Raw genomic sequence first — 11,641 nt, forward strand, 5'->3', positions numbered from 1 at the left:
GGTGCGGCTGCGTCGGATCGCAATGATCAGCCACCGGCGCCTTTGAGGCCCGGCACTCGTCTATACTCGATGCGCCTTCGGAAGCTTGGGTTGTCGAATGTTCGTCGGGCCGGCTTACGAGGCGAAATGGCTTCGTAGGTGATTTCCGAGAAAGGATCGACCTGCGTGTAGGGGCGAATTCATTCGCCCCTACATCCCCCGAATGTCGTCCAAACATGTGCGGTTGGGATGCTTGTTCCTGAAAATCACCTTAGCCCATCGACGGGGCAGCTCGGGCGTCGCATCCGGCTCCTCCGAAATTTTGGGACGCCCTAATCGACCGCCAACGGGTCATCAAGCCGCGTGGGCCGTTCGGCCGCCGCGCTCGGAGGTGGGGCGAGGGGCCATTGAACGCAACGATCACTCAAGCGGTGCCGAGGAGGGTCCAATGACCGTGACCAACATCCAGTCCGGGACGAACGTCCATGAGGTTGCCGAGGGAATCTATCGCATCAATACGCCGGTGGTCATCGAGGGTGCAGTCGGATTTTCATTCAATCAGTACTTGATCGCGGACGATGAGCCACTCCTCTTTCACACCGGCCCGAGAAAGATGTTTCCTCTGGTGCGCGAAGCGGTGGCCAGCGTCTTGCCGGTCGAGAGACTTTGCTATATCGCCTTGTCCCACGTGGAAGCCGACGAGTGCGGCTCGCTGAACGAGTGGCTTGCTTCCGCCCCGCAGTCCTCGCCACTGTGCGGCAGCGTTGCGGCCATGGTATCCATCGGCGATCTTGCCGATCGGGAGCCCCGGGCGCTCGCCGACGGAGAGGCGATCTCTCTGGGCAAACACATCGTGCGTTGGCTCGACGCTCCCCATTTGCCGCATGCGTGGGAGTGCGGCTTTCTGATGGAAGAACGAACCTCGACACTCTTCTGCGGCGATCTCTTCACGCAGGGCGGCAGTCAGCTTCCGCCCGTCACCGAGTCGGACATTCTCGGGCCGAGCGAGGCTTTCCGCCATGAGATGGATTACTTCTCGCACACGAAGAACGCGCGTCTCATGCTCGACAAGCTCGCCTCGACGAACCCGGCAACACTCGCATGCATGCACGGCAGCGCATGGCGTGGCGACGGGGCCGCATTGCTTCGCGCGCTTGCCGATGCGCTTTCGGCATGATGCGTTCTCGGTTTGGTCCGGTCTGACTGGCGAGCTAATCGACATGCTCGCGACTGGACGTTCGGGGCTGGCGGCGCAGGAAGCGCCTCAGCAGATATCCCCCGACAACGATCAGCACCAGGAATGCGAACAAGGCGAGCGGGCCGAAGGGACTGAACCCTGCGACCTGATCGTGCAGCTGCCTCATCGCCACAGCCCAGCCCAGGATGGCGACGTAGGTCCCGGCCAAGACGACCGGCAAGGTGACCCGCATACTCAGACCCAGCAGAACGCCGATGGCGCATCCGACGACGGGCCCGGTCATCCAGATCGGCGACCAAACAAAGATGAAGAGGCCGATGATCCCGTAACGGCGGATCGTCGTGTGATGACGCTCCGCAGCTTGCCGAACCGCGCGCAGGTAAGGTCGCAGGGTCTTCACTTCCAACAGCCCGCGCCAGCTGAAGACGAACAAGGGATAAAAGGCCAAGACCAGGATGGTCTCGACCAGCAGGTTGGCGAGGACCACGGAGAGGTCATCGAGTCCGGTGGCGAATCCGAGCGACATGGCCGTGACGCGCCCGAAGACCAGGTTGGTTGCGATCACGGCCGCAAGCAACTGACCGTACCCTGGGGACCACACGGCGGTCACTGTCAGTGCGGCCAACAACGCAAGTGACAGGCTGAGGCCCGCCAACAGGACCAGACCTTCAGGCGTCCTTAGAGCGGATTTCCAAGGCGAGCTCATGGCGCGCATCCGGGATTCGATGTCTTGGTTTGGCAGGCGCCTATCGGATCGCGCATGCGCTGCCGCCCATGATCGAGACCGTCCGGCGGACCGGCCGGCCGATCCTTCGGGGCTGCGACCCCGTGCACGGCATCGCGGAGGTCACGGCGAAGGCTTCACTGGCCGAGTGGTTCGTCCTACGTCAGCGCGGCATGCAGCTGTGCGGCCTGGAGCGTGTTCTCGAGCAAACTGGCGATGGTCATGGGCCCGACGCCACCGGGCACCGGGGTGATCCAGGAGGCGCGCTCGGCGCATGGCCCGAAATCCAGGTCGCCGACGAGTGCGCCTTCTGCGGTGCGGTTGATGCCGACATCGATCAGGATGGCGCCGTCCTTGACCCAGTCACCGGGGATGAAGCGCGGCCGTCCGAGCGCGGCGACCAGGATGTCGGCGCCGCGTGCCTTCTCGGCAAGATCCTTGGTCCGACTGTGGCAGACCGTGATGGTGCAGCGGGCGGCGAGCAGCTCGAGGGCCATTGGCCGGCCCACGATGTTGGATTGTCCGATGATCACGGCATCGAGCCCCTCGATCGGTTGGCCGGTGCGCTCGAGCAGGGTCATCACCCCCTTGGGTGTGCAGGGACGCAGCAAGGGTCGACGCAGCACCAGGCGGCCGACGTTGTCGGGGTGGAATCCGTCGACGTCTTTGGTCGGCAGGATGCAGTCGGTGACGGCTGCTTCGTCGATCTGCTCGGGCAGCGGCAGCTGCACCAGGATGCCGTCGATCTTCGGGTCCGCATTGAGTCGGTCGATGAGGTCGATGAGGTCCGGTTGGTCGACCGTCGACGGCAGCTCGTGCATCTCCGAGTAGAAACCGACCTCTGCACAGGCCTTGCGCTTGTTGCGCACGTAGACCTGAGAGGCGGGATTCTCACCGACCAGGACGACGGCGAGGCCCGGCGGGCGCCCGCCCGCGGCCAAGATGGTGTCCACGCGTGTGCGTATGTCGACGCGAATCTCCGCGGCGACGGCCTTGCCGTCCAGTAGTTGTGCGCTCATCGTGGCCTCGTCGTGCGATCGTTGAGCGGCATCATAGCGAGCACCGCGACGCATGAAAACGCGAGGCTTGCCGGCGGCGACTCGGCCGCTGTCGGTGGATTGACTCTGCTTTTCGCCCGGCGTATAGTTCCGGCTCTTCGATTTCGGGACGCGTTTTCCGAAACCGGGGTATAGCGCAGTCTGGTAGCGCGCCTGCTTTGGGAGCAGGATGTCGGGGGTTCGAATCCCTCTACCCCGACCAATTGCCCACCAGGTCGCTCACGGTGACGTCGCTCAGGGCGACCGGATGCCGGCTTCGATGCGCACTCGATCAGCGCTCGTAGCTCAGCTGGATAGAGCAACGGCCTTCTAAGCCGTGGGTCGCAGGTTCGAGTCCTGCCGAGCGCGCCAAAATTCAGGCTCGACAGGTCGCCGCGTTTGCAGCAGCCCCGGTTGCAGCTGCCGGTACCGCAACAAGGTTCAGGATCGGATGCGCGGGATGCGCGGAGCCAAGGATAGGAGTTTTCGCTATGGTGGACGTAGCTCAGTTGGTAGAGCGCAGGATTGTGATTCCTGTGGTCGTGGGTTCGAGCCCCATCGTCCACCCCATCATTTTCGGGCTCTGCGGTCGGTCAGCACCGAACGCATCGGCCGACCTCTCGGGTCGTTAGCTCAGTTGGTAGAGCAGTGGACTCTTAATCCATCGGTCGTAGGTTCGAATCCTACACGACCCACCATAATCAAGGGCTTGAGTGCGCGCCACTCAAGCCCTTTTCTCTTTGCACGCGATTCGTGCGCCGCGGGCCAAGCGCGGTCTCGGGCGTTCGCCCGGACGTATCGGCGGTCCCGACACGGAAGGACGTCCGGCAGCTTGGGCCCGGCGGCCGGAAGCAAACACCCGCCAGGGTAGCTTTTCGCTGGTATGCGCCCGAGCTTGACGCCTCCCGTTCGCCTGTCTACTCTCGCGCGAGCGACGGAAACCCCGCAAAATGCAGTAGTTGGGCAACGGGTGATCGGGTGGGCCTCCCGTCGGCCTTCTCGCCGACCGTCGATCCATCATCGCCTTATCCCTCGGCCCGAGCTGCGGCCGATAGTCCGGTGTATCGCTCGATCGGTCAGGCTGCGCGCGACGCCTTGTCCACTGCCATTACCTCATCGAGAACCAGCGTGTATCCCAAGTATTTCGGGCTCAAGGAACCCAGCTTCTCCATTGCGCCGGACCCCCACTATCTGTTCCTGAGCGAGCAGCATAAGGAGGCCCTTGCCCATCTTCTGTACGGGGCGGGGGAGAGCGGCGGCTTTGTCCTCTTGACCGGCGAGGTCGGGACGGGCAAGACGACCGTCTGTCGTGCCTTCCTGGAGCAGCTCCCGGAGGGAGTCGAGGTCGCATTGATCCTCAATCCCGCGGTGACGGCCAACGAGCTGTTGCTCAACCTCTGCGACGAGTTTCGGATTCCGGTACCCGAGGGCGAGCGCTCGGTGAAGGCCTTGGTCGATCGGCTCAACGTCTATCTGCTGGACGCACACGGAAAGGGACGCCGCCCCGTACTCATCATCGACGAGGCGCAGAGCCTGCGCCCGAAGGTCTTGGAGCAGGTGCGCCTGCTCACCAATCTGGAGACGAGCAAGCACAAACTCCTGCAGATCTTCCTGATCGGCCAACCCGAGCTGCGGCGTCTGCTCGAGCGCGATGCCCTGCGCCAGATCAACCAGCGCGTCACTGCGCGTTTCCACTTGCGACCCTTCACGCTCGAGGAGACCGGCGACTATATCCGCCACCGGGTCGCGGTCGCCGGCGTGGATCGTCCATTGTTCACCGCGGCGGCGATTCGCCGGATCTACAACTGCTCGGGCGGTGTCCCTCGCCTGGTCAATATCCTCTGCGATCGCGCACTGCTCGGCGCCTGCGTGACGCGCAGCTCTCAGGTGACACCCGCCATCGTCAAGCGCGCGGCGCGCGAGGTGCAGGGCGAGTCGATCGATGATCTGCCTCGCCCGGCGGTGCGCACCGGATTCGCCGCCGCTGCCGCCTTTGTGCTCGCGATGATCGCCGGCTGGCTCGGTTATGCCTGGGTGTCCGAAGATGCCGCGGCACTTCTGGCCGATCTTCTCCCGGGCGCGCGCACGCTCTCCGCCGGCCGCCCGCCTCCCGAGACGACGCCGAGTCCGGAGGGCGCCGACGCGGGAGCGGGGCCGGAGGTCGATGCGGAATCGCCTGATTCCCTGCTCGTCGCGTCCGTCGAGACTGAGGATGCGATGCCGTCCGGGTCGGACGGCCTTGCGGCTTCCGGCGAGGTCTCTGCAGGCGAAGAGGCTCCGCTCGAGGGCGCGCCGGTGGACGCGCTTCCGCAGATTGCCCTCGCACGCTTCGAGCCGGATGCGCTCGCCGAGACGCTTGACCGGATCGCTATGCCCGAATCCGACGCACTGCGTCTGCTGTTGCTGCGTTGGGGTGTCGAGGTCAACGAACTTCCTGCCGGTGACCCCTGCGCGCGTGTCGCCACCTTCGGACTCAGGTGCGAGAGCGGGCAGGGGGACCTCGACGCGCTGCGCTTTTTCGACCGTCCGGCCGTGCTGCGGGTTCGCGACGCGGGCGGCGCTCGACGTTTCCTGGCTCTGAGCTCGCTCGATGGGCCGTCGGGCACACTTGCCCTGCCCGACGGGAACGAGTTGGTGCCGCTTGATGGGCTGGAATCCGTCTGGACCGGCGATTACATCCTGGTCTGGCAGCCGCCGCCCACCGGGTCGACGCTGATCGGTCCGGGCGCCTCGGGTGAGTCGGTGCGGTGGTTGCGGGAGCTCTTGTCAAAGGTGCCGGCCTCGGGGCTTCCGGCCAGCGATTCCAGTTATTACGATAGGGAGCTGACACGTTCGGTCCGGGCGTTCCAGGCGTCGCGGGGCTTGGTGGCGGACGGGATCGCCGGTCCGCGCACGCTCATTCAACTGCATAATGCCGTCGATCTTCCCGGAGTCCCCAGACTGGTCCGGATATCCGACGCGTCCGAGTCCGCGAGTACGGAGCCCATGGAGCCATGAGCTATATCCTGGAGGCGCTGAAGAAGTCTCAGCAGGAGCGCGAGCTCGGGCGCGTCCCGACGCTGGACACCAGCGGCATGTTCAGCGAAGACAAGGAGCCTGTGCCGACCAGCCATTGGGGCTTGCTCGCCGTCGGCTTGGCGGCCGTAGCGGTGGTCATCGCGCTCTACGCCGTGCTGCGAACGCCACAGCCCGTGCCCCTGACCGTATCCGAGCAGGCCGGCGTCGAGCCCTCGGCGGCTTCAATGCCGCTGACGACATCGATCCCGGCGCTCTCGGATATGGACTCCGGGCAACCGCCGGCGGATGCGGTGCCGAGGACCGCCTCGGATGGCTCCTACTCGCATGCGTCGTCGCAGACGCGGACAGTGCCGCGTCCATCGGGGGTGCCGTCCGCGTCGCCGCGTGTGTCCGGCGTTCCCGGCCCTGACCCGGACATGATTCCGGACGAAGAGCCGTTGTTCCTGCCGGAGCCGGATCCTTGGCTGGAACAGGAGCTTCAGCGACAATTGGATGCCGAGCAGGCGGCCTATGCCGAGCCGCCTCCCGCGCCCCGGCGCAGGCCGCAGCGTGCAGCCGTCCCGTCCGACCTCGTCGAAGACATCGAAAGCTTCAAGCAGCAGGTGCGTCGCGAGCAGGGCATTCCACCCCCTTTGGAACAGCGCCAGCCGGCAGACATCCGCGGCGACCCCACCAAACTGCGTCTCACGCCGATGCAGCAGGCACAGTTGCCCGCCTACTTCATGACGGTGCATGTCTACGACGAAGATGCCGCCAAGCGCTTTGTGCTCATCAACGCGCTTCGTTATGTCGAGGGCGAGGAGACGCGCGACGGGATTCGCATCGAGCGCATCATCCCGGAGGGTGCGGTCTTGAGCTATCTGGGTAATCCCTTCTTCGTGCGTCGCTGATCATCCCGAGTCGAGCGGTTCGGGATCGGCTCCCTTTCACGTCGCCGAAGGACAGGACCGGCGAGCCAGCGCCGAACGGCCCGGCTTTTTCGAGATCGCGCGGCTCGGCGCCGGAATGCCGTACCGGTTTGGAAGCCTGCAAGCTGCTGAGTGCCGAACAAAAATGCAAAGTAAGACGATGTTGATTCGGATCGTTTCGATGCTGATCAACTCGCAACAGGTCCGCGAATTCCGTAAAGTGGGCGGTTGTCCGTTCGACTCGATCCCGACCTCCTCAACCCCCAACCCGGCGCCGTTCCAATGACACAACTCAAGGATCGCGACACGGACGCCATGCATCGCCACCTGCGCGATGTCGAGCGGTTGTTGGCGCGCCTTCGGTTGGTCGACACCCTGGTACACCGGCAGCGGATGCCTCATCAGGAGCTGGTGGAGAACATCACCCACAGGCAGAATCTGGGTCGGTTGCGTCGCAAGCTCGATCGTCTGCATCCGGCGGATATTGCCTGGATTCTCGAAGCCTTGCCCGTCGACGACCGCTTGTTCGTTTGGGATCTCGTCAAGGCCGAGAAGGACGGCGACATCCTGCTTGAGGTCTCCGATGCGGTCCGCGCGACCCTGCTCGGGACCATGGACGCCGACGAGATCAAGGCCGCAGCCGAGACGCTCGATGCCGACGAGCTGGCCGACCTGGCCCCCGATCTGCCGCCCGAGATCATGCAGGACGTCATGGCGTCGCTCGATCAGGAGGAGCAGGCGCAGGTCCGAGCGGCGATGTCCTATCCGGAGGGCACCGTCGGCGCCCTGATGGACTTCGACATGGTGACGGTGCGCGAGGACGTCACCCTGGAAGTGGTCCTGCGGTATTTGCGCCGATTCGATGCGCTGCCGGATCATACCGACAAGATCTTCGTGATCGACCGGGAGGAGCGTCTGCGCGGGGTTCTGACCCTCGAATCCCTGCTGATCAATGACCCCGAGACCGAGGTCTCCAAGGTCATGCAGTCCAAGTCGATCGTGAGCTTCTCTCCGGAGGACAGCGCCGATTCGGCCGCCAACGCCTTCGAGCGCTACGATCTGGTCTCGGTCCCGGTGCTGGACAGCGAGCACTGCGTGATCGGTCGCCTGACGGTCGCGGAGATGGTCGACCATATTCGGGAGGAATCCGAAGCCGAGATCCTGAGCAATGCGGGTCTGCGTGAGGAGGAGGACATCTTCGCGCCCGTGATCCGCTCGGTGAAGAACCGCTGGGCCTGGTTGGCGGTCAATCTGGTGACCGCCTTCATCGCCTCGCGCGTCATCGATCTCTTCGAAGGCTCGATCGAAAAGCTGGTGGCACTCGCCGCACTCATGCCGATCGTCGCGGGCATCGGCGGCAATGCGGGTAACCAGACCATTACCATGATCGTTCGGGCGATCGCGATGGGACAGATTCAGCCGTCTGCGCTGTGGCGGCTGCTGCGCAAGGAGCTGGGCGTGGCCTTGATCAACGGCGTCGTCTGGGGCGGGGTCGTCGGGGTGGCGGCCTGGCTACTCTACGGCAACTACGCGCTGGGGTTGGTCATGACCGCGGCCATGACGCTCAATCTTCTCCTGGCTGCGACCGCCGGGGTGGTAATTCCCTTGATCCGCCAGCGGCTGGGTCGGGATCCGGCGCTCGGCAGCTCCGTGTTGATCACCGCCTTGACCGATTCGGGCGGCTTCTTCATCTTTCTCGGCTTGGCGACCTTGTTCCTCCTTTAGGCCCGGCGCGCGCTGGGCGTGGCGGCCACGCACGGTCTCGGCGGGCGAGCCAGACGCGGCCCGATCGATGTTTGTCGCCTTCGAGGCCGATCACAGCGCTCGGATCAGTCGTCGTAGGCATACCGGTCGCGGCAACGGCCCTTTTTCCACTGACCGGGAGGGCAGGGATAGGATGCACCGCGGCGTTCGGGGTATATCGGCCTGTCGTAGCCGTCGGTGGCGATCGCCGTGCCGGCGGCTCCGGCGAGCCCGCTCCCTATGATGGCTGCGTTGCGGCCGCCGAGCTCGCCGCCGATGAAGGCTCCGAGGGCGGCGCCGAGGCCGCCGCCGACGGCGGCGCGCGTGCTCAGTTGGTCGGCCATCGCCGGGGGTGCGTAGACGGGCAGTATCATGACAAGCGCGATAAGGCCTGCATAGGTGCGGTTGAACATACTCGATTCTCCTCTTCGAACGGTTCACTCGCGGCAATCTTCGCAGGTCGAAGCTGAACCGGTGCTGAACGCCCTGCGCGTGTCGGGCTGCCTTGGGTGTTGGCCGAAGCGGCCTGAGACCTGCCTTTTTAACGGATCACCGGGAGCTCGTGATGACATTTGGCCGAATCGCCGTCGCCGTGCCGATATCGATCGGGCTCGCACTGATCGCGCTCGGATTTCTGCTTCCGGGCGACGAGCGTCTGATTCGCGAGAATCTGCCCTTGGAGACGCATATCACGGCCCTGGCGCCGGGCGCGGACGGGACCCTCTTGGCCGCGACCCAAGCCGGCGAGCTTTGGCGCTTCGACGGCATCGGCTGGGAGCAGGAGGACGCCGGTCTCGACGGGCGCCTGGTGCTGGCCTTGCGCGGAGAGCCCGGGGAACATGCGATCGGGACGGCGACCGGGCTCGTGTCCGATCTCGCGCCGCCCCCCGGCAACCCTCGGGTCAGCGATGTCCTGGAGACCACCTCCGGGCTCTTGGTGGCAACACCCGAGGGTCTGTGGGTGCATGCCGACGATACTTGGCACCACCCGCTCTCGGAAGTGCCGCTCTATCGGCTGGCCGAGCAGCGGCGCGAGGGGCGGATCGATCTGCACGCGGGGGCGATCGGTAAGGGGGTCTACTCGGCCTCGATACAGACGCTTCTCTCGCCCTGGGATGCGAACAGTCGCGGCCTTCCGGATGGCGTGAAGGCGCTTTGCTTCGCCGTGACCGAAGGCGGCATGCTCCTCGTCGGCACGGATCGAGGCCTCTATCGGCAGGCCACACCGGGCGAGACGTGGAAGGCGTTGGCACTGTTCCCGCCCGATCGCCGCGTCCTCGCACTGTATCGTGCGCCGCCGGACGCGCGCGGCCTGCAGCGGTTGTGGATCGGCACGGATGAGGGTTTGTCCGCGCTCGATCTTGCGGAGACGCGCGACAGTGTCTCGGTCGCCGGACCGCTGCGATCCTTCGACGCACTTTGGGAGCCGACCGAGACCGGTGTGAGCTGGATCCTCCCGGCGGCCGATGATGCGCTGATGGTCAGCGCCGGCGCCGTTTATCGTTTGAGCGCCGTGCGTTATCCGGGTTGGTACCGGTTCGTCTTGGCCGGTATCCTGTTGCTTCTCGTCGGCGGATGGCTGTGGCTTGGACTCAACCCAGAGGCCGCCCCCGACGACGCCTAACCGTTGTTCCGGATCGAGGTTCTACTCTATGGATCGCTTTACGCGAAACGCCGTCATCGCCTCGGGTGTCATCACTGTGCTGTTGATCCTGTCGGTGCTGCCCTGGGGTGGAATGGCCTTCGGCCCACGTATCTGGCAGCTCAACGCCATTTTGAAAGAGGACCCCGTCCTCGCGGAGTATCCCTATGACTTCAAGGCTCTGCTTTTTTTGAACGGGATCGTGACACTGACGCGCCCTTATGACGCGGAGGTTCCCGTGAACGAGGCCGTCGTGGCGATGGACTCGACGCTGACCGGTAAGTCCGCCGATGATCCGGCCGTCGTGGCCGCCCGCGACCGGCTTCAGCGCATGGAGCTTTACGCCATTGGTTTGATGCTCGCGGAGCCCGACGTGCGTTCGATCGTTTGGTCGCTGGATCGGGCTTGGCTCAATCGCCAAGGAATTGCCCTTCCACCTCCCGCCCAGGTGAGTGGCGGGTCGATGTAGGACGGATCATGCAACACTTCTATTTTTTGCTCGCGCTCGGCACTCTCGCGACGCTCGCCTTCGCCGTCGGTTCGTGGCGCCGATTCAGGCAGCGCAACCGCTTACCCTACCGCGTCGATGCCTTTCTTCTCTCCCCGCCGCAGCGTGCCTTCTGCGCAGTGCTCGAGCGCGCCGTCGGGCAAGAGTATCGTGTCTTCGCGAAGGTTCGAGCCGCGGACATCATCGAGGTCGAGGGTCGACTCGATCGGAGAGCCCGCGAGCGCGCTGCAGAGCGCCTCGCCGAGGAGGTCTTCGATTTCGTGATCTGTACCCGGGAGTCGAGCGCCATCGCCTGCGCGGTCAATCTCGCAGGCCGCTCGCGGTTGTCAAGACGCCCGCCGAAGAACCGGCTCGATCGCATCTGTGCTGCAGCCAAGCTCCCCTTCGTGCGCTTTCGCGAAGGCGATGCCTATTCGGTCGTGGAGATCGAAGAGCAGGTGTTCTCGGCGATGCAGACGCTCAAGATACACCCCCGTGCCGAGGAGCTCACGGCGCAAGATACCCGCGAGGCATTGCGCGACCTCTCGGATGTCATCGGGGACAAGGTCTCCGATCCGCGCCGCACCAAGCGCGCGGCCCGCTCGACGCCCCCGCCACGATCAAAGGAGCGAGCACCCTCGAGCATGCCCACTCCGCTCAAGCCAAAGATCCGCACCGAGCCCAAGCTCCACCTCGACGAGGAGATCGATATCGGGCCCGAGATGCACATGCCCGAGCCCCGAATCGAGGTCGAATTCGACGAAGATCGGCCAAGGCGAGCCAGGATCTGAACCTTCTTCCCTCAACCTCCTGAACTGCGTCCCCGTGGTCTCAATGGGAACGGTCCCGGCGGGTTGGTTTCCGGTTCTCGGCCGGCATCGTAGTGCAGCAGCCGCCCCCGCTCT

At 64.9% G+C, this 11,641-nt stretch carries 10 protein-coding genes and 4 tRNA genes; 11 read left to right on the forward strand and 3 right to left on the reverse strand.

The annotated features are described in order from the left end of the window. Positions 1-427 precede the first annotated feature (427 nt). Positions 428-1,156: an oxygen-binding di-iron domain-containing protein gene (locus LT988_RS18150; protein ID WP_232406929.1), complete on the forward strand. Its 729-nt coding sequence runs from the start codon at positions 428-430 to the stop codon at positions 1,154-1,156. A 34-nt stretch (positions 1,157-1,190) separates the two neighbouring features. Here the strand turns inward: LT988_RS18150 and LT988_RS18155 are convergent, their stop codons facing one another. After that, positions 1,191-1,883: a small multi-drug export protein gene (locus LT988_RS18155; protein ID WP_232406930.1), complete on the reverse strand. Its 693-nt coding sequence runs from the start codon at positions 1,881-1,883 to the stop codon at positions 1,191-1,193. A 176-nt stretch (positions 1,884-2,059) separates the two neighbouring features. Continuing rightward, positions 2,060-2,920: a bifunctional methylenetetrahydrofolate dehydrogenase/methenyltetrahydrofolate cyclohydrolase FolD gene (gene folD, locus LT988_RS18160; protein WP_232406931.1), complete on the reverse strand. Its 861-nt coding sequence runs from the start codon at positions 2,918-2,920 to the stop codon at positions 2,060-2,062. Between the two features lie 164 nt (positions 2,921-3,084). On the opposite strand from folD, the gene LT988_RS18165 reads away from it, so the two are divergent. The 7 genes from LT988_RS18165 (at position 3,085) to mgtE (ending at position 8,589) form a co-directional block, all read left to right on the forward strand. Beyond that, a tRNA-Pro gene (locus LT988_RS18165) sits at positions 3,085-3,161 on the forward strand. A gap of 72 nt (positions 3,162-3,233) precedes the next feature. Beyond that, a tRNA-Arg gene (locus LT988_RS18170) sits at positions 3,234-3,310 on the forward strand. A gap of 122 nt (positions 3,311-3,432) precedes the next feature. Next, positions 3,433-3,508: transfer RNA gene (locus tag LT988_RS18175), tRNA-His, on the forward strand. A gap of 52 nt (positions 3,509-3,560) precedes the next feature. Beyond that, positions 3,561-3,636 (forward strand) — tRNA-Lys (locus tag LT988_RS18180). A 430-nt stretch (positions 3,637-4,066) separates the two neighbouring features. Next, on the forward strand, positions 4,067-5,935 hold the full coding sequence (locus LT988_RS18185) for an ExeA family protein (RefSeq protein WP_232406932.1): 1,869 nt from the start codon (positions 4,067-4,069) through the stop codon (positions 5,933-5,935). Continuing rightward, positions 5,932-6,846, forward strand: coding sequence for a general secretion pathway protein GspB (locus LT988_RS18190; protein ID WP_232406933.1), 915 nt, complete (start codon positions 5,932-5,934; stop codon positions 6,844-6,846). The genes LT988_RS18185 and LT988_RS18190 overlap by 4 nt, the downstream gene beginning before the upstream one ends. A 300-nt stretch (positions 6,847-7,146) precedes the next feature. Next, on the forward strand, positions 7,147-8,589 hold the full coding sequence (mgtE, locus tag LT988_RS18195) for a magnesium transporter (RefSeq protein WP_232406934.1): 1,443 nt from the start codon (positions 7,147-7,149) through the stop codon (positions 8,587-8,589). Between the two features lie 104 nt (positions 8,590-8,693). Here the strand turns inward: mgtE and LT988_RS18200 are convergent, their stop codons facing one another. Continuing rightward, the gene (locus tag LT988_RS18200; protein ID WP_232406935.1) at positions 8,694-9,020 is read right to left on the reverse strand and encodes a hypothetical protein; all 327 of its coding nucleotides are present in this window, start codon (positions 9,018-9,020) and stop codon (positions 8,694-8,696) included. Positions 9,021-9,172: 152 nt separating this feature from the next. Between LT988_RS18200 and LT988_RS18205 the strand changes: the two genes are divergently transcribed. From LT988_RS18205 to LT988_RS18215, 3 genes are read left to right on the forward strand one after another with little or no spacing between them, the layout of a single operon-like run. Then, complete coding sequence (locus LT988_RS18205) at positions 9,173-10,231, forward strand: ligand-binding sensor domain-containing protein (protein WP_232406936.1); 1,059 nt, start codon at positions 9,173-9,175, stop codon at positions 10,229-10,231. A 28-nt stretch (positions 10,232-10,259) separates the two neighbouring features. Further along, positions 10,260-10,718, forward strand: a complete 459-nt coding sequence (locus LT988_RS18210) for a hypothetical protein (protein ID WP_232406937.1) — start codon at positions 10,260-10,262, stop codon at positions 10,716-10,718. Between the two features lie 8 nt (positions 10,719-10,726). Further along, entirely contained in the window at positions 10,727-11,527 is an 801-nt protein-coding gene (locus LT988_RS18215) for a DUF2726 domain-containing protein (RefSeq protein WP_232406938.1), read from the forward strand. The last annotated feature ends 114 nt before the right edge of the window (positions 11,528-11,641 follow it).

It is taken from the genome of Thiocapsa bogorovii (genome assembly GCF_021228795.1).
Classification (GTDB): domain Bacteria; phylum Pseudomonadota; class Gammaproteobacteria; order Chromatiales; family Chromatiaceae; genus Thiocapsa; species Thiocapsa bogorovii.

Coding starts and splice junctions, on each gene's coding strand:
- LT988_RS18210 (WP_232406937.1), top strand. CDS start 10,260: ATGGATCGCTTTACGCGAAACGCCGTCATCGCCTCGGGTGTCATCACT.
- LT988_RS18155 (WP_232406930.1), bottom strand. CDS start 1,883: ATGAGCTCGCCTTGGAAATCCGCTCTAAGGACGCCTGAAGGTCTGGTC.
- mgtE (WP_232406934.1), top strand. CDS start 7,147: ATGACACAACTCAAGGATCGCGACACGGACGCCATGCATCGCCACCTG.
- LT988_RS18205 (WP_232406936.1), top strand. CDS start 9,173: ATGACATTTGGCCGAATCGCCGTCGCCGTGCCGATATCGATCGGGCTC.
- LT988_RS18150 (WP_232406929.1), top strand. CDS start 428: ATGACCGTGACCAACATCCAGTCCGGGACGAACGTCCATGAGGTTGCC.
- LT988_RS18215 (WP_232406938.1), top strand. CDS start 10,727: ATGCAACACTTCTATTTTTTGCTCGCGCTCGGCACTCTCGCGACGCTC.
- LT988_RS18200 (WP_232406935.1), bottom strand. CDS start 9,020: ATGTTCAACCGCACCTATGCAGGCCTTATCGCGCTTGTCATGATACTG.
- LT988_RS18190 (WP_232406933.1), top strand. CDS start 5,932: ATGAGCTATATCCTGGAGGCGCTGAAGAAGTCTCAGCAGGAGCGCGAG.
- folD (WP_232406931.1), bottom strand. CDS start 2,920: ATGAGCGCACAACTACTGGACGGCAAGGCCGTCGCCGCGGAGATTCGC.